The sequence below is a fragment of the Mucilaginibacter sp. RCC_168 genome (genome assembly GCF_041355315.1).
In the GTDB taxonomy this organism is placed as follows: Bacteria; Bacteroidota; Bacteroidia; order Sphingobacteriales; family Sphingobacteriaceae; genus Mucilaginibacter.
On sequence record NZ_JBFUPN010000028.1, the window covers coordinates 26188 to 44617 of the forward strand.

Here is an 18430-nt window from a genome sequence, read left to right on the forward strand (position 1 = left end):
TTAGTTAACGTGTTTGCCAAACGTTTTTAGCGTATACACAAAATGGTATGTACCCGAGCCAATATTCAAATGCTCATCATTGCCTATTTTTTGGATACCGGTTATTTCCTTTTCGGTATTGATATCAAGGCCATTTTCTGTGATCTGATCGGTTACTGATGGCAGCACGATCTCGGCAGTGGCATTGGGCGGCACAATAACATCCAATGTAAATATACCATTATCAATACTCCATGCCGATTTTACTTTACCATACAAAGTTTCCAGTTCGGCCTGGGCGCTGGTCAGTTTGCCACCCGGGTGCGGCGAGATGATGATCCTATGAAAGCCCGGCGAATTTTCGTCGGTATTTATACCTGCTATCACGCGATACATCCAATCGCCAATGGCGCCGTAAGCGTAATGGTTGAAGGAGTTCATTTCGGGGTCTTCAAAACTACCATCGGGCTTGATGCCGTCCCAGCGTTCCCAAATGGTGGTGGCCCCATGCTTCACCGGGTACAGCCACGATGGGTACGATTCTTTCATCAGCAGGTCGTAAGCAATATCGGTATGCCCAAAACGGCTCAATACATGACAAATATAGGGTGTACCCAAAAAGCCAGTGGTGATATGCTCGTCGTAATCCTGGATATTGTTCACTAACCTTTTTGCCGCTGATTCACGTAAATTTTCGGGCAGCAAGTCAAAGTTCAAGGCTAATACATAGGAGGTTTGCGTACCCGATATCATGCGGCCATTGGGCGTCACGTACTCGCTCTGGAAGGCTTTTTTGATATTGTACAACAGTTGGGTGTATTTCTGCACATCATCGCCCCGGTGCAAAATTTTGGCCGCATTGATGAGCAACTGGGTAGAGTAAGCGTAAAATGCCTGTGCTATCAAATTTTTATCGGTCAGGGCGGCGCCATCCTCATAATTAGTTCCGGCGTAGAAGAGCCAGTCGCCAAAGTGGTTACCCGTATCCCAAAGATAATTACGACTATGGAGTTGGATATATCCCACCCATGCCTTCATACTTTCATATTGCTGCTGCAATACCTGTTTATCGCCATAGGCCAGGTAAATAGTCCAGGGTGCAATGGTAGCCACATCGCTCCAGCCTGAGGCGGCTGATGAAACACTATCCAGCACGTTTGGGATCACATAGGGTACCGCGCCATCTTTATGCTGATCGGCGGAAAGATCTTTTAACCACTTGGTAAAAAAACCGGCCACATCCATATTAAAAGTAGCGGTACGGCAAAAGGCCTGCGCATCGCCGGTCCAGCCCATACGCTCATCCCGTTGCGGGCAATCGGTAGGCACATCAACAAAATTACCTTTTTGCCCCCACTGTATATTATGCTGTAGCTGATTAATGAGGGGGTTGGAGGTAGAGAATTTACCCGTTTGCGCCATATCAGAATATACCGCGTATGCGGCAATGTTGGTTGAATCAAGCGGCCCGGCATAGCCCACTACTTTCATATAACGGAAGCCCTGAAAGGTAAAATGGGGCTCATAGCTTTCTGCGCTATCGCTTTTAAATATGTAGGTGATCTCTTGTTTGGCGGTACGCAGATTTTTGGTATAAAAATTACCTTTCTGATCAAGCACTTCAGCGTGGAAAAGGTGAATGGTATCGCCTGTTTTGGCTTTCAGCTTAAATTGTACCCAACCTACCAGGTTTTGTCCAAAGTCGATCACCCGTTCGCCGGCCGGGGTGGTGAATACTTTTAGCGGTAAAAATTTCTCATGTTTTTTTACCGTTGGACCAATAGTAGTGATCAAATTGCTTTTGATGCTTTCGTCTGTTTTTACGGTATCCCAGGTGGCATCCTTATACAGGGGGTCCGTCCATCCGTTCTTTTCCTTACGGGCATCATACACCTCACCATCAAAAAATGAAGACGAGCGGATGGGCCCATAGGCTACCTTCCAGCTTTTGTCTGAGGAGATCACCTCGCGTTTGCCGTTGGTATAAACTATCTCCAGCTGATATAGCAGGGCCAGTTTTTTGCCGTAGACATTCTTTTTACGATTATAAGTATAGCCCCTGTACCAGCCATCGCCAATGGTTACGCCGGTTGCATTATCGCCCCTTTTAAGCAGCGAAGTAACATCATATACCTGGTATTGCAGGCGCTTGTTATAGCTTGTCCAGCCGGGCGCGAAGTAATCATTCCCAACCCTTTTGCCGTTGATCTGGGCCTCAAATACGCCATGGGCAGTGATATATAAATGGGCCGCGCGTATTTTATGATCAAGTTTAAATGCTTTGCGGAACATGGGGCTGGGACCGCCGGTGGTATCAGACACGTAATTATCCTGGATCCATTTGGCCGACCAGTCTTCCTGTTTCAGCAAACCCATCTTCCAAAAGTTGACCATGCTCCAGGGGCTTACCTGGTTTTTATTGTTCCATACCCGTACCTGCCAGTAACACTTTTCGCGCGAGGTAAGCATCGGCCCACCGTAATATACATGCGCCGACTCATCTGACGGGACCTTACCCGAGGTCCAGATCAGATTTTGTCCTTTGGTCAGCGATACCGCGTTTGTACCTACCCGTATCTCATAATAAGTTTGCTGTATGTTACGATCTTGTGTTATCAGTTTCCAGCTCAGGCGCGGGTTGGCTGCGTCGACTGCTATAGGGTTAACTTTATATTCACATATCAAATTATCAACCTTAAAATTAACAGGCACATTTTGAGCCTGTGCAAAACCCTGGCGGCAAATAAAAAACAATATTACGATACTCAGATATGCCTTTTTAAGCACACCTGTTTGGGCTATGTAATTCATGCTACTAAATATAGCTTAAGAACAGTTTTTGTTTGTATATATATCATATTTTTTAATCTCAAAAGTAAATATGATGTTACAAGTATGAGAGTCAGGAATCAAGATACAAGAATCAAGACAAAAACCTACTTGTAATTTATGCTTTCTTGATTCTTATATCAAATATTTTGACTCCAATTTACCTTTCTGATTCTTGATTCTAATATCTTGACTCTTTTTTAATGCTCCAAATTCCCCTGACTTAACGGATAAGGGAACAACAATTTAACATTGGTATAAGCAGCCGGATTAATTACCCACAGATCCTTTTTAATTGCTTTTTCCCTGGCACCATGAGCCGTCATTACAGCTGTTGCTTTTCCGGAACGCAAAAGATCAAACCAGCGATGATTTTCAAAGCATAACTCAATCTGTCTTTCATGTGCCACCGCTGCCCTAAAATCTTCCTGGCTGGCTACGTTCAGTTCGGGTTTGGTATTACCTGCACTTTTATCTGGCAAACCCGCGCGTTCCCTCACCAGGTTCAAGTATTTAAACGAGTCGCCACCACCGGCAAAGCCCTGTTCGTTCAAACACTCTGCCAACATGAGGTAAACATCGGCATAACGGTACACCGGAAAGTTATTACCGGTTATTCCTTTAACGGCGGCTTTACTCTGGTATTTTTTTATAAAAGGCATAATCACGCCATACTCATCTGATGTAAAGGATGTATCAATTGAGGCTGCCTTTCTTTTATCACCCGGCTCATACGCATCCAACAGATCCTGGGTGGGTATGTTCCAGCCATTTTGCGCGCTGTGCGGAATATTCCAGCCGGTTACGGAATCGTCAGGTACATCCCAGGGAACAAATGTGTCAATAAAATCGCTGCCCAAGCCATTAGGACCTTCAATATACTGGATCTCAAATATAGATTCGGGACCGTTCTCTTTACTCATATCAAAATTATCCGCGTAGTTAGCGTTTAAGTGGTAAACATTTGATGATATTACACTGCGCAGCAACGGGATAGCCAGGTCGAATTTTTTCTGTGTCATATATACCTCTGCAAGCATAGTTTGGGCAGTACCTTTTGTTACCCGGCCTTTGTTCCCATCGCCTGTATACTGAACCGGCAAATTAGTGATAGCGGCCTGGGCATCGGCAATAATGGCCGTGTATACTGCTTCTACATCGGCTTTGGTTGCTACTTTAAAAGCCTCGCTTACAGAGCTCACTTCTTTAAGCACCAAAGGAACCCGACCAAACATCCGCACAATGTTAAAATAATTAAAGGCCCGTAAAAAATAGGCTTGCCCTGCAATAGTATCAGTAAAGGCAGTATTCAGTTTAGCCGCCGGTAAACGATCCAGAATAACATTGCATCTGCCTATACCTGTATAGCTGGATACTAAAAATGCATTAACCATATCGTTGGTATTGATATCCCTGAATTCGTCTATCTCTTCTTTGTTGGTACCCGAACGATCATTGGGATTAAATTCATAAGACGTATTGTCTGACCGCATTTCGCCCAATGCCCAAAACGAGCCGTTATACAAACCCTGTAAGGGCGCATAAGCCGAATTAATCGCTTGTGTAAATTGCACCGGGGTTTTATAAAAATTCTCTGTGTTTTGTGTACTGGTAGGCTGAAGACTTAGATAATCCTTTTTACAACCGGCTATTACAGACACAGTGATTATCAGCAATATATATGTGTATTTTTTCATGTTTTCAATTATTAGTTCATCCGTTTATTGGTTTGTTCAAGGTTTAAAAATCCTTACTCTTTACTCTAAAGATCCTTACCCCGGGAGCCCTCTAAAAAGTCACATTACAGCCTACTGTATAAACAGCAGAAACAGGGTAACCTGTGAAATTGATATTAGGAGAAAGGGAACGATTGCCCAACTGCCCTTCAATGCCCACTTCGGGGTTACCACCTTTATAACCGGTGATCAGGATAGCGTTTTGCGCACTGAAATAAACCCTGAAGTTTTTACTGAATTTGGTTTTAAAGTTGTATCCGAGGTCGATATTTTTAACCATGAGGTAGGAATTGTTTTCAACCCAGTACGAAGGATAATTATCACGTGCGTAACCGGTATTGGATACCGTTGTTGGTAACAAACCTGCTCCGGGCTGGCTTGGAGAGCGCCACCGTTGTATGACAGACTGCTCTACATTAAAAACGCCGTCGAGGTTGGTGGTAAATTGTTTATACATATCAAACACATGCCCGCCTACCGAACCAGCCGAGATGATGTTCATATCAAAGTGTTTATAGGAGAAATGGTTATTGAAACCAAAGGTAAATTTAGGCCAGGGGTTACCTACAACAGTTTGGTCATTACCGTCAATTACCCCATCGCCGTTAACATCTTTATACCTGATGTTGCCTACCTGCTCTCCGTCAAAATGCGGATATTTATCCAGATCGGCCTGACTTTGGAATATACCTTCAAAAATATAACCGTAAAACTGACCTAAGGGCAAGCCTACTTTAGTGATACTGGTGGGGTTATCATTTGGGGGAGCATCGTATATTTGTGGTGTGGTACCCAGATCGAGCACTTTATTGCGGTTAAAAGATATGTTAAGATCGGTTGACCAATTAAACCCGCTACCAATAATATTTTTTGTGGTTAGCGTAAATTCCCATCCCCGGTTACGCACATTACCAACGTTTGTAAGCGCGTTTGCATAGCCCGATGCTATTGGAACAGGAATAAATTGCAACATATTTTGCGTATAACGGTTGTAGTATTCGGCAATTAAATAAATACGACCTTTGAGCAACGACAGATCCATACCTATATCCAACTGTTTTGTAGTTTCCCATCCAAGCTCGGTATTACCTAACTGCTCTGTTACTGAGGCGCCGGGGGCAAGAGTGCCATCAAATGTATAATTGTCCTGGCTAACCCTTGCTATGTAATCATAATTGGCCACATTGTTATTCCCCGCAAGCCCGTAACTGGCTGTGAATTTTAGCTGATCGATAAATGATGTTTTAGGAAAAAATGATTCGTCGGATATGCGCCAGCCACCTGATACAGATGGGAAGGTACCCCATCTGTGCCCGGGTGCAAACCTTGATGAACCATCACGGCGGATAGACGCGCTTAATAAGTATTTATCTTTGTAAGCATAATTTACCCTCCCTATCAACGATAACAAACGCCATTCTTCGTCAAAATTATTATCTAAGGGCGCTGTTATGATGGTTCCTGCACCTACCGACTGAACAACATCATCGGGATAACCCGTTGCGAAAGTATACCTGTTATGAATGGTTTCCTGCTGTATAGAATAATCGCCCAATACGGTTAAAGTATGATTACCCCATGTTTTTTTATAGTTAACAGTGTTTTCATTAAGCCAGTTAAGTGAGCTGGCCGATGTGGTGGAGCCTATAGCCTTTTGCTCATTCCCGGTTTTATTGGGGTTGTTAAATCCCCCCAGGAAAGATGGTCTAAAATAATCCTGCGACTTAGTCTGATAATCAACTCCAAAAGTCGACCTTAAGGTTAATCCAGGGATGAGCTGCCACTCTACATAAGTATTGGCAAGGCCGCGGAATTCATTACGCTTATTGGTGGTGTTCACCAGTTCGCTTACCGGGTTAGCATTCTGGAAGGTACCGGGCGAACCTACCACATTGGTATAAGAGCCGTCGGGCTGTTTTACGGGTACCAGAGGGCTTTCCAGGTAAGCCTGACTTAATACGGCCGAAAGGAAATGACCATCAGTTTCCTGCAAGTTCCTTAAGCTATAGCTTGGTGCAACACTCAGGCCTACAGTCACATTTTTAAATACATTGGCATCCATATTGGCTTTTAAGGAGTACCTTTTAAAACCAGTATTGAGCACCGTACCCTGCTGATCAAAATAACCCAATGAAAATAATGATCTTATCTTATCGGTGCCATTGGCAATGGTAACATCATAATTTTGCATTGGAGCCACACGGGTAACGGCATCAAACCAATCGGTACCTTTACCCAGTGATGCCGGATTCTTGTACTCATCGGGTATAGGATTATCAGTACCATTAACTTTATTGGCATCCTGTATAGCCTCCGTACGCCATTGCGCGAATTGAGAAGCCGTCATCATTTTAAGCTTTGTTTTTGGCAATATGGTTTGAATGCCGGTAGATGTATTCACGGTAACCGTCGATTCACCCTTTTTAGCTCTTTTGGTGGTAATCAGTATCACACCATTTGCACCACGTGAACCATATATGGCTGTAGAAGCCGCGTCTTTTAGTACGCTGATGTTCTCGATATCATCTGGGTTAATGGTACTGAGCGGATTGGAATACTGGTCAAACCCCGGAGAGATCGGAAAACCGTCGATCACATACAGCGGATCGTCACCGGCCCCTACCGAGCCTGCGCCACGAATGTTAACAGATACACCACCACCCGGGGTACCGGTTACCTGGTTCACGGTTACACCAGCCAATTGCCCTGCCAGTTTCAGATCAACGCTGGCCGCTTTGATCTCCTTGATGTTGGACATTTTAACCGTTCCAACGGCACCTGTTACATCTTTTCGCTCCTGGTTACCGTAACCTACTACCACCACTTCGTTCAACTGGGTTTTATCATCGTCCAGTACAATGTTAATGGTAGTGCGCTTATTTACCGGTTCTTCTTTGGGTTTAAAGCCCACAAACGTAAATACCAATACCGCATTATCATCGGCCTGTAAACTAAATTTACCGTCGACGCCGGTGGTGGCTCCTATGTTTGTCCCCTTTATTTTTACGTTTACACCCGGCAGGGGCTGTCCCTGAGCATCCTTTACCTGGCCTGTTATGGTTATGGGTTCAGTGCCGGTCTTCGTGAAATTTTTAGCCCTAAGCTGTAAACAGCCGGCCATGAGTAATAAACCTGTTAATTTTAAAATTAAAAATAGTTTTGAGGCTGATGTCCTGGGCGCATGTAATACCCTACTCGTAAAGTTTAATTGCATACCTTGGTTGTGTTTGGTTAATGTATCGGTTAATGAACTCAGCAGGTTGATTTTCTGTTCGGGAGTGCTGCTTACTCCGCTTTTTGAGGATAAGCGCTTCATTACAGCGCTACGGGTTTTGTCGGTGTTTGCTCATAGTTTATACTTCGGTTTGGTTTATGGTGATATATAATGCCGGCTCTGATAGCTTATCATATTAAATGATAATAAGATCGATTCGACTGGTAAGTCTTTAAATAACCTGTATAACAAACAGTTATAGGTCCAACAAAATATCAGGGAATTGGTTGTATTAAATTGAAATAAATTTAAGTTTAACTTAATTCAAATTACAGAGGAAGCAAATTTATTAGTGAAATAAACAGGCTCATGTAGATTGATTTCACTAAAAGATATACTCAATTAAAACCTTATATCTATAAACAACACAGGTGTAGGTTATTTCCTGAAATCGAAAACCTGTGTGGGTGTTTTTTCCGTATCTGGGGTATACATCTGAATACATATCTATCTAAACTTCCTTTTATGATACGCAGGTTCATTAATTTTGCAATAACCACAGAGAGTACGATGGTTAAATGGAAGGTAAAAAACGGACTTAACATATTGCGGGTTTCTTTAGGGATTGTTTTTATCTGGTTTGGGGCCATCAAATTTTTCCACGGATTAAGTGCCGCCGAAGTAATTGCGGGGAAAACTATTTATAAATTAACCTTTGGTTTGGTTAAGCCCATTGTGGCTTTACCTGTACTTGCTTGTTGGGAGTGTACTATAGGCTTAGGACTCATTTGTAAACGATGGCTTAGCTTTACGCTATTATTGCTTTATTTTCAAATGGCGGGAACCATGTTGCCTTTATTCTTTTTTCTGCATGACACCTGGACCGTCAATATCTTTGTCCCTACTTTGTTAGGCCAGTACATCATCAAAAACCTGGTACTGTTATCGGCAGGTGTAGTTATTGGAGCAACCGTGCAGGGTGCCTGCTTAATGGAAAAAAATGAACCAATTGAAACTACGGAAAACCTGATCTGCTAAGTACTTTAAAAGATATAACAGCAAAATGCTTGCAATGTAAATGCGCAGATACCTTAATGCTCTGGTAAGATGATTTCATTCGGATAGATTGTGTTAAAAACTAAATTTTAAATTTAGTTAAATAAATATCCCAAATAAAAAGGGCCACTTTTCAGCTGCCCTTTTTATGTTACTTATTGGAGATATAGTTATGATAATATACCATTAGCTAAAGCCAGTTCTTCGGTGGTTACTGTATGCTGGCGGCCCTTATATATTTTCAGGGTAACATTAGCGTTAAGCTTTTTGAGCAGGCTCACGGTTTCGTTCACCCGGCTTACAGGTACATGCGGATCAGGATCGCCAGTGGTAATTAATAAAGGGGTCTGGTCAAAATCACCTTTATAATTTTCACTCATCAGCTTTTCACCTATCAATCCTCCGGTAAAAGCTATCACACCGCCATATCTACCGGCATTGCGGGTTACATACTCCAGCGTTAAACATGCCCCCTGCGAAAAACCGAGGAAGTAAATATTTTCCTGTGTGATGCCTTGCTCTTTGATATCCTCCACCAAGCTACCGATCACTTCCAGCGCTGAATCCAGTGCCGGCTGATTATTACTCACCGGCGCCATAAAGCTATAAGGGTACCAACTGTGCTCGGTAGCCTGCGGTGCAAAAATGGCATAACCATCCAGTTGCAGGTGATCTTTCAAGGTAAGGATACTTACTGCCGATGCTCCGCGCCCGTGCACCATAATCATGGCTTTTTTGGCCTGACCAGCAGGTGCCCCCGCTGTAACTATCTGTTTATGATGCGTATACATGATTTTATATTAATGAAGGTAAGGATTTTTCCAGATCTTCGCGTATATTCTCGTACTGTGCAGGTAGTTTTAAACCACTGCCTAATTGATCAACCGGTTCATCAACAGAAAAACCCGGATTATCAGTAGCCAGTTCAAACAATACGCCACCCGGTTCGCGGAAATACAGCGAGTAAAAGTAGTTCCTGTCAATCTTATCAGTAATATGTAAACCCAGCGCAGCTATCTTTTCGCGGTATTGCATCAATATCTCCTCGTTTTTAACCCGAAACGCTACGTGGTGTACGGAGCCACCTGCTACATGGCCTGCTACTTCTCCGGCTACTTCAACCAGATCAACTATGGCCGCGTTATCTACCGCATCAGTCACAAAACGGAAACGGTTTACATGCTGCTCCAATAATTTATAACCAAAAACATCGGTTAATATTTTAGCGGTAGCATCCATTTTATTGGTCGTGATGGTAATGTTGTGGAAACCACGGGTAGCATTTTCGGCTTTCACCTCTGCTGTTTCCCAGGGCAGCCTGTTATCGGCTGTTTTGGGTACTATCAGTTCAAGCTTTAAACCGTCCGGATCCAATAAGGTAAGGTATTGCTCGCCAAATTTTTCGGCGGGTTTGTTATACAGTACATTATTGGCCTCCAACCTTTTTAACCAAAAATCTAAACTGCCTTCGGGTACGCTGTAGCCAATTTCTGTAGCCTGACGTGCACCTCTCCTGCCTGCGGTAATCCCTTCCCATGGAAAAAAGGTAAGGATAGTGCCAGGGGTACCAAATTTATCGCCATAATACAAGTGATAGGTTTGCGGGTCATCAAAATTCACTGTTTTTTTAACCAGCCTTAAACCCAAAACACGGGTATAAAAGTCGTAGTTCTTTTTGGCGTTACCTGCAATAGCAGTAATGTGGTGGATGCCGTTTATTGTATTTTCCATTGTTTTCCTTTCGTGATCAAAAATTAATAATTGTTTTAATTGATGATTCAAAGTTACCCCACAAAATATGGGTTACACTTGATGTAGGATAAGAAATGTGAGGAGCTTTTGGGAATAAGGATTGAGGGGACAAAGATTAAGATATTTATGCGCTGTTCGAAGTCTCTGACTTCGAACCTGTATGATTGTAGTTTGCAACTACATTGATCATAAATTCCGTTCATGTAGTCTAAAGACTACATGCATAATCGTCCGAAGTCAGAGACTTCGAACAGCGGATTTTTGGAGCAAGGATAAAAATATTTTATATTGTTAGATCATGAGCTTCCTTTTATTCTTGTTTTACTTTTAACGTTTTCAATTGTCTTTGAAGAATACTATTCAGTTTCTTTGTCCGATCGGACAATATAGTCCAGTCACATACCGAATCATATTCCCCACTTAGTTTAAATTGTCCATAAGAAATCTTCATTTCAACTGAACCTACAAATTCGGTGCAATAATTTGTCGTACTGATAGGATTCAAAATTATTTCTTTAGTTAAATAAGCAAGTGTATCCTTTTCAGATTTAGTAAACCATGCTTTTAAGGTATCGATAACTAATTTTTTGGGGCGAGGTGTGAAAATTGAACCGGTATGATAAATTCTAACTATTGAAGAGTCATTATCATTATTTATTGTAGTTACTATTCTATGATCATCGATAATAGTAAGTTCGTTCCATGGCTGATCTGCTTCGGACTTGCTGATATCATTTTTTTTAAAATTACAGGCCGTTATAAAGGTTGATATAAAAATCAGTATGATGAGCAGTTTCATCGGTTTAGGTTTTTCTTAACGCTAATATACTCAGATTAACCTACACTGCGTTCCTGGGCATATAAATAATAATACAAGCACCAGTCAAAGTCACCAATGCACCGATGATATCATATTTATACGGGCTAAAACCATCGACTTTCCAGGCCCGGCCAGTATAAAAATAAGTAAGCCATCTACCCCTCCGCCTTAGTACTGAACAGAAATACCGCCGATTCACCCAGGATCACCTGGTCGCCTTCACTCATGGGATGACCGATCTGCGTGGAGTTCAGCTTGATCATCTTGCCATCGGCAGCAATATGGATCTTGGTTTTGTTGCGTGGTGGTACGCCACCTTCATCAGCAAATATCATAAAGCACTCTGAGTCTTTATTCCACTCAATATGCGCATGTTGGCGGCTGATGAATTTATTACTTTCATCTTTGCTATCAGCCGGAAAAACCAATTTATTTAAACGGAACGATCCGTTGTCAGTAACCGCTTTTTTATCGCGGCCAATGTTTATTTTATCGTCTGTAGCTTTGATCACATATTCCTCCTGCTCGGCTTCCCCATTCAATATCCGGATATAGGCTACAGCTGATGAGGCATTGTGCAATACTTGTCTGCGGGTGTGCATCAGGAATGCTGCGTCCAGGTCAGGGATTGGGCTTGCTTCAGGTGGTAGCTCATCAACAAATTCTACCTCCATTGTCCAGTCGGATGGTAAGTCAAGCGCATAATCATCGGCTATTTTTTGTACCTCGTTCCTGAACTTTTCTTTATCGTGTACATAAACCGCACCTTCATACAGATGTTTATCTTCGGGATTGGCAGCTATATAAAGCAGCAATTCCTTTATATGACCACCTTCACCGCCTTCTATTTTTTGTAATGCTTCTTTGATAAAACGCAAAAGGGTATCGCGCAGGCTTTTTACATCCCAGTCTGGCTTTTCGCCCTTATTTCTGAATAATTTAAATGACATGTTTGGTAAAATTCTAAAAACTAAATTCTAAACTCTAAAAACTAAACTCTAAATTCTAAGAACCTGTGTCTAAATCTGGTTTAGATTACTTATATATCCTATAAGATCATTGCCGTTGACTTTAGTCAACGGAATAATAAATGAAAATCATGGGGCTTTAGCCAAAGTACCACTGGGATAATTAGGCTAAAGCCTGCCTTAGTACTTTCTTTTACCGTTGACTAAAGTCAACGGCAATGAATAGTCCTCGTCGACAGTTTCTAAAAGAAACGCTTTTTCCAAGTACTTGTTCTTTGCAGTCAAAATCCTTGCTCCTTGTTCCAAAAATCCTTACTTCACTACTGCGTGGTATCCACAGGAAAATTTATGTCCTCAGGTGCTTCCTCTTTTTCGTGAATCACCACTTTTTCGGGATCAAAACTTTTCATATAACCCTTTTTCAATAACAGCGGGATGATGTGATTTCCGGCCAGCCGCACCGCGTCTGACGAGCCACGGGTGGATTCGATGCGAATACAAACCACCATGTTCCCGGTGCCTTTGGCTTCGGGGGCGAAAAATACATACCAGCCATCGTTCACACTTTTATTTTTCACAATCCGCTCGGGCGTCCCGCTTTTACCAGCCACCGCTATATGCAATATAGGTACTTTTGGTGCACTTTGCGCTATCATGTATTGTTTCAGCAAAGCCGCATATTCCGGTTTTTCAGCCAGTTTAAAGGCGGGCTTTACCGCAATTGCCGTATCGTTAATCTTGAGAACAAAGCGGTTAGGATGCAGCATCCCCTCATTAGCTACGCCGGATATAAGTCTGGCTACAGCAGCCGGGGTCGCGATCAGTTCGCCTTGTCCCCAGGCCATACCCGAGATACCTTTTGCCCTGGTTTTATGGATATTGTTAGGATCGTACCGTGGTTTGGTATTAAACTCGGTTTTACGCCACAGGTTACGCCATTTTTCTTCCTGATCGGCATTTTCGGGTGGTTTGTTATAATAGTAGCCGCCTACACCATGCAAAAACATACCCGTTTTTAAATACAAGTTACCCATGTACTCTTCCAGATGCTGCTGATTGGCCAGTTTGATAAAATACACGTTGTTTGATTTTGCAATGGCCCTTGCCATGGTGATCATCCCGGTTTCATCGGGTTCGATACCTTTTGTCCGAATGCGTTCTTCGGTACTTACGTGATACACCACATCGGCAGCGCCAATACCCAGCTTATTAAATGCAGACATGGCCGTGAGCACCTTAGCTGTCGATCCAGGCTGCGAAGCATAGGTAAAACCCAGGTCGGTAGTGGTCATCCAGGTAGCCAGTTTATTCTGATCGGCCTGCGGCATGGTAAGCTGATCCCAATTATGCACGGGAGGTAATGGATACACCGCAGAAGTCAGCACATCGCCAGTATTGGCCTCCATAATTACTACGGATACGCGATTGTCTTGTAAGGATGTATCGGCCGCTATGGCTTGTTGTATACCGGTTTGTAATTCGGCATCTACCGTCAATTGCACATCACGGTTCTTGTTTTTAAAGGCGGCTATCTCCGGGCCGTTAATGTCGGCTAACAGCAATGGCGCTAACGCGCTGTAATCACGTTTGCTCACCGTCATCTCTTTCATTCCACGGGGTAAAAAGCGGTCTTCCTGATAACGGGATGCTTTAACGTTGTAGCTGGTTATCGGCATTTTAAACCCACGCAATTCGGCTGCGTGTTCATACTCGGCAAAGTAGCCGTTGGTGCTGCCGTTGAATACGCCGGTATTTTCGTCGCCTGTCCAGAAGAACATGTTCTCTTCGAAAGGATAATACCGCTCCAAACGCTTATGCATAGCCGAATCCAGGTCATAATGCATGATGCCGGTAGCAGCCAGTTTTTCTTTTTGCTTCTCTATGAGTTCTGGTTTGCTGGTAGCCAGAATCAGTCCGTTACGATCGAGCAATGAGCCCGCCTGCAGCTTATTCATCAATATGGCGATACGCGGATTGTAGCTAAACATCCGCAGACCACTTTTATCGGCCACCAAAGCCGGTTTTACCACCCAATGTTTATTATCGGCGCTATAGCGCGATACATTTAAAGTAAGCAATACCACAGCGGCCAAAGCAGCAGCGAGGGCGGGTACCAGGTTTTTGTCCTGCTGCTTGGTAATAAAACTCATTTGTACCTGCGTCCCTTTTACAGAAGATACGGATAACAGAAAACCTGCCGCCACCATATTGATCACCAATGACGAACCACCATAACTTTCGAACGGCAATGATACGCCGGATAAGGGCAGCGCCCCGATGGACCCACCTGCAATGAGTATAAACTGCACAAAACTACAAACACCGATACCCGCGCTGAGATAAAACAACAGCGGCGTACCTGTTTGCCGACCTATGATGATGGAGCGATGCAGATAAAGCAAAAACAAGATGAATATAGCTGCCATGCCCGCCCAGCCAAATTCCTCGCCGATGGATGGCAAAATCATATCGGTATGCGCCTCGGGAATGGTTTTGGCAAAACCCTGCCCCACGCCTGTACCGCTTAAGCCACCGCTGGCCATGGCCCAAAGTCCGTTAGCTACCTGGTCGCCGCCATACACTTCATTGTTCCAGGGATCCTGCCAGATGGCTTTACGTTCAACCAAACGTTCTACCGGGCCGGGGATGATCTTATCTAAACCGGGTATTTTATCGATAGTTAAAAACGCGGTGATCACGATCAAAGCCATAAAGGCCGACTCGCTAAGCAAACGGGGCTTCAGGAATGCTACAATACCCCATACGCCAAAGGTAATGGCCGCGCTGATCCAAACATTATCAAAAAACCAGGTGGCCAGTACAAACAATATCACATAAGCGGCCATGTGCATAAAATCGCCGCGCGAAAAAGAGAACAGGATAATAAAGGTAAAACAGATCACCATAGCCGGACCTAAATCGCCCAGTACCAAAAACAATAACAAGGTAATCACCGTAGCGATGAGCGCAAAAGAAAAGAACGACCAGCGTTTACCCCAACTGGCGTACTGACTGATAAACTTCTCATTAGCAGCAAAAAAGCCTGCCAGGAATATCATGATCAGGTATTTCACGATCTCGCTGGGCTGCACCCCCAACAGGTTCACCTTTACCCCGCTTCCTTCGGGCCCGGTACCAAATAAAATAGTACCGAATAATAAGGCCATAGCCACCAAAGCCCAGGGCCAGCCATTGGCCGCACTGCGGGCACCTTTAAAAAACAACAACCTGTACAAGGTAGAATCGGCATTAAAGCGGCGCAGGTTAAAGAACTGCATAATGCAGATACCACCCACACCGATACCTAAATACATTAAGGTATCCTTAGCTAAAAAGCGGTCGCGCAAGGGGTCTTGTAAACTCAATAGCGTGAGTATAGAAATACCCGTGAGCAGCATGACCAGCGGCAATATCAACTGATCGGCTTGCGGGTAACGACTGCTGAGTAACAAATGTACGATCAGGAACCCTGCAAGAAAACTTCCTACAATAATCCAGTACCATTCATTAAATTCCTCATGGGTACGAACGATGAATGCACCTTCTTTTTTCAGGATATTAAAATCACGGGTGGATAATAGTTTTATAGTGTGCGGTGCCTGTATGAAATTAAGCGTTTTATCTTTATTCAACTCTACTACACCCTGCGAGCGGCCAAATTCAAAACCCGGCTGCAGTGGCAGTACTTCAAAAGCTTTGCCTGTGGGCAAGTTTTTAAACGCGTAATGCCCTTCGGCATCGGTACGGGCAAAGGCGGTTAATGATTGCAGCTGGCGTTTTTTATCCGTATTGACCACATAAACCTTTTTGTATGCAGCTGATGCTTGCGTGGTGGCTCCTCTTGAAGTGGTTTCTTCATCGCTATAGATACTATCCTGCGGCAGTATCATATTTAATCGAACCAGTACTCCTGCTATGGGTTGTTCTTTATAATGGATGGTTCCGGATATACTGTATTCGCCTAAACCCAGATCGGTTTGTGCCGGTAATTGCGGCGGATGAACGCGTTCCTGTGTAAACCGGATAGAATCATCACCGGTATAACCCAGTAACGAACGGGATACCAGCACCCTTTTTTTGAACGACTCCCCGCCATTGGCAAAAGCATCGTCAGCATTTACATAGTAACGGCGTTTGTTCAACTCGCCAGCGTTATCAATCTCCTCACCAATATTTACTTTTGAAGCGATGGTCGACTTGATATAGTCAACATCCTTAGGGTCATCGAAATAATAACCTTTATGTAGCAAGGCAGCCACATTACGGGCGGTATTAGGCGTATTGAGGTTAACGATGGTACCATCCTGAAGACGCTTATCTACATCAACAAACTTTTGTTGCAGTACAAAATAAAGCTTGCCAAAAAGCGCTACTAATATAACGCCCGTCAGCAATAAAAATAACCGCTCCATTCCCCTGCCCGGCGACTTATCCATTGTGCGAATAAGATAGAGTCAAGAACCAAGAATCAAGAATCAAGAGTTTATTCGATATTCTTAATCCAGGTTTCTGACAGACGTTTCTTGATTTTTGGTTTATATTTTTACAACTAAAAAAATTCTTCATCTCACATTATTTTTTCTTGATTCCTGGTTCTTGACTCTTAACTCCTCCCAAACTGTCTATGCGAAACATACCACCAAACAACCTGCCCGAAACCTGTTTATTTGCAGGAAAACTATAGGATGTTTGCACCGGCGTAACACAATTATTAAACACCACGTGCTTTAATACCAGGGCATCATTATGCGTAGTGATTGCTGTTTTAAACCCTTCAAAAACTACGCTGTCCAGTACGATAAATTTACAGGTTGCGGCCAGTGTGAGCGCGGGGCCGTTATATAAGGAGTCACGCTTAAACAGGATGTTTCCTTTTGCTTTGATGTACAAACTGTCGCCATCAATATGCAGGCTGTCAGTTAAAACAATGGGTTGGGGATAATCAGCAGCGGATAGTACCAGCGTTTTTCCTTTTAATTTATTGATAGTATCCTGCAGTTTAATTTCTTGGGCATTCTTTACTTTCACAGGTGCAACAAGTACTTTAACAGGCTTTTGTTTGAGTTGATAATTGAGCCAATATTGCCATAAAAAACCCGCTACTGCCAGCGCCAGCAATATAAAAAGCATAATCATACTGCCCCGGTTGCTTTTTTTCCTGACTGGTATGGTTACCGGGCCATCGGGCAGTTTGGGTTGCGCCAATGGGTCAACTATCTCATCTGTGACCTTCGCTGCCGGGCGGGTAGCACTGTGCTGCCTCGGAGCTTTATCATTTTGAACCAGCGCTACGGTAACATTATCCTTTCCTCCTTTACTATTGGCGGCATCTATGAGCTTTTTACCTTTCTCTTCAATAGTGCTATCACTGGTCAGGATACCGGTAATCAAGCTTTTATCAACCAGATCGGTTAAACCATCACTGCAAACCAGCAGGGTATCGCCGGGCAGAAAAGGCGAATGCCCGGTCTCCACAAAATCCGGATCTTTTGATATTTCGGGATTAAACCCAAGGGCCTTGTTGATCTCATTACGTTTAGGGTGATCCATGGCTGCCTCTTCGGTCAACCGCCCGGAATCTTCCAGAAAGCCCACGAACGAATGATCTTTGGAGATCTTAATAAGCGTATGATCGCGCAGCAGATACAGACGGGTATCGCCCACATGGGCATAATAAAACTGGTTATTCTGTATGTCGATCACGGCCAGCGTAAGTACACAAGCCATGCTTTCCAGTTGTTTATCTGTTCGCTTTTTGTCGTATATTTTTTGGTTGGCTATAACTATGGTATTTACCAGCAGTGGCACCACATCGCCAGCAATATAAGAGAGCTGCTCCAGGATACAATCTCGTGCTATATCAGCAGCCACTTCACCACCTACATAACCCCCTACGCCATCAATTACGCAGGCAATAATAAAATTGCCATCACCGGATCTCTGGGCAATAAAGGTATCCTCATTATTATCCCGCTGCCGGCCAATATCTGTTATTCCGAAAAAATTATTTGCCATGGTTTTTACTGGAATTTTTGATGTCGATAAAATGGGCCATTAATAATAAAACGCCTATTGC

Annotated in this window: 11 protein-coding genes; 1 reads left to right on the top strand and 10 read right to left on the bottom strand. The window is 43.5% G+C overall.

Annotated elements, in window-relative coordinates; translation table 11 throughout:
• The 3 genes from AB6735_RS23630 to AB6735_RS23640 all read right to left on the bottom strand — a co-directional run bounded on the left by AB6735_RS23630 (nt 1) and on the right by AB6735_RS23640 (nt 7860).
• The gene (locus tag AB6735_RS23630; RefSeq protein WP_370998578.1) at nt 1–2790 is read right to left on the bottom strand and encodes a family 78 glycoside hydrolase catalytic domain; all 2790 of its coding nucleotides are present in this window, start codon (nt 2788–2790) and stop codon (nt 1–3) included.
• 218 nt (nt 2791–3008) lie between these two features.
• Nucleotides 3009–4505, bottom strand: coding sequence for a RagB/SusD family nutrient uptake outer membrane protein (locus AB6735_RS23635; RefSeq protein ID WP_370998579.1), 1497 nt, complete (start codon nt 4503–4505; stop codon nt 3009–3011).
• Between the two features lie 91 nt (nt 4506–4596).
• Nucleotides 4597–7860 (bottom strand): SusC/RagA family TonB-linked outer membrane protein, encoded by a 3264-nt coding sequence (locus AB6735_RS23640; RefSeq protein WP_370998581.1) that lies wholly within the window; start codon nt 7858–7860, stop codon nt 4597–4599.
• A gap of 423 nt (nt 7861–8283) precedes the next feature.
• Between AB6735_RS23640 and AB6735_RS23645 the strand changes: the two genes are divergently transcribed.
• A complete protein-coding gene (locus tag AB6735_RS23645; RefSeq protein ID WP_370998583.1) occupies nt 8284–8796 on the top strand; it encodes a hypothetical protein in 513 nt (170 codons plus the stop codon).
• A gap of 188 nt (nt 8797–8984) precedes the next feature.
• On the opposite strand, the gene AB6735_RS23650 is transcribed toward AB6735_RS23645, so the two are convergent.
• The 7 genes from AB6735_RS23650 to AB6735_RS23680 form a co-directional block, all read right to left on the bottom strand.
• The gene (locus AB6735_RS23650) at nt 8985–9605 is read right to left on the bottom strand and encodes an alpha/beta hydrolase (protein WP_370998585.1); all 621 of its coding nucleotides are present in this window, start codon (nt 9603–9605) and stop codon (nt 8985–8987) included.
• A gap of 4 nt (nt 9606–9609) precedes the next feature.
• Entirely contained in the window at nt 9610–10545 is a 936-nt protein-coding gene (locus tag AB6735_RS23655; RefSeq protein ID WP_370998586.1) for a ring-cleaving dioxygenase, read from the bottom strand.
• Nucleotides 10546–10876: 331 nt separating this feature from the next.
• Nucleotides 10877–11365, bottom strand: a complete 489-nt coding sequence (locus tag AB6735_RS23660) for a hypothetical protein (RefSeq protein WP_370998587.1) — start codon at nt 11363–11365, stop codon at nt 10877–10879.
• Between the two features lie 40 nt (nt 11366–11405).
• Complete coding sequence (locus AB6735_RS23665; RefSeq protein WP_370998588.1) at nt 11406–11585, bottom strand: hypothetical protein; 180 nt, start codon at nt 11583–11585, stop codon at nt 11406–11408.
• Nucleotides 11542–12336, bottom strand: a complete 795-nt coding sequence (locus AB6735_RS23670; protein WP_370998589.1) for an FHA domain-containing protein — start codon at nt 12334–12336, stop codon at nt 11542–11544. The genes AB6735_RS23665 and AB6735_RS23670 overlap by 44 nt, the downstream gene beginning before the upstream one ends.
• 338 nt (nt 12337–12674) lie before the next feature.
• A complete protein-coding gene (locus AB6735_RS23675) occupies nt 12675–16790 on the bottom strand; it encodes an FtsW/RodA/SpoVE family cell cycle protein (RefSeq protein WP_370998591.1) in 4116 nt (1371 codons plus the stop codon).
• A gap of 136 nt (nt 16791–16926) precedes the next feature.
• The gene (locus AB6735_RS23680) at nt 16927–18369 is read right to left on the bottom strand and encodes a PP2C family serine/threonine-protein phosphatase (protein ID WP_370998592.1); all 1443 of its coding nucleotides are present in this window, start codon (nt 18367–18369) and stop codon (nt 16927–16929) included.
• Nucleotides 18370–18430: the final 61 nt, after the last annotated feature.

What these genes read in the sequence shown, in the direction of transcription:
- AB6735_RS23660 (WP_370998587.1), bottom strand. Translation starts at nt 11,365, where the DNA reads ATGAAACTGCTCATCATACTGATTTTTATATCAACCTTTATAACGGCC.
- AB6735_RS23630 (WP_370998578.1), bottom strand. Translation starts at nt 2,790, where the DNA reads ATGAATTACATAGCCCAAACAGGTGTGCTTAAAAAGGCATATCTGAGT.
- AB6735_RS23635 (WP_370998579.1), bottom strand. Translation starts at nt 4,505, where the DNA reads ATGAAAAAATACACATATATATTGCTGATAATCACTGTGTCTGTAATA.
- AB6735_RS23650 (WP_370998585.1), bottom strand. Translation starts at nt 9,605, where the DNA reads ATGTATACGCATCATAAACAGATAGTTACAGCGGGGGCACCTGCTGGT.
- AB6735_RS23675 (WP_370998591.1), bottom strand. Translation starts at nt 16,790, where the DNA reads ATGGATAAGTCGCCGGGCAGGGGAATGGAGCGGTTATTTTTATTGCTG.
- AB6735_RS23645 (WP_370998583.1), top strand. Translation starts at nt 8,284, where the DNA reads ATGATACGCAGGTTCATTAATTTTGCAATAACCACAGAGAGTACGATG.
- AB6735_RS23680 (WP_370998592.1), bottom strand. Translation starts at nt 18,369, where the DNA reads ATGGCAAATAATTTTTTCGGAATAACAGATATTGGCCGGCAGCGGGAT.
- AB6735_RS23640 (WP_370998581.1), bottom strand. Translation starts at nt 7,860, where the DNA reads ATGAAGCGCTTATCCTCAAAAAGCGGAGTAAGCAGCACTCCCGAACAG.
- AB6735_RS23655 (WP_370998586.1), bottom strand. Translation starts at nt 10,545, where the DNA reads ATGGAAAATACAATAAACGGCATCCACCACATTACTGCTATTGCAGGT.
- AB6735_RS23670 (WP_370998589.1), bottom strand. Translation starts at nt 12,336, where the DNA reads ATGTCATTTAAATTATTCAGAAATAAGGGCGAAAAGCCAGACTGGGAT.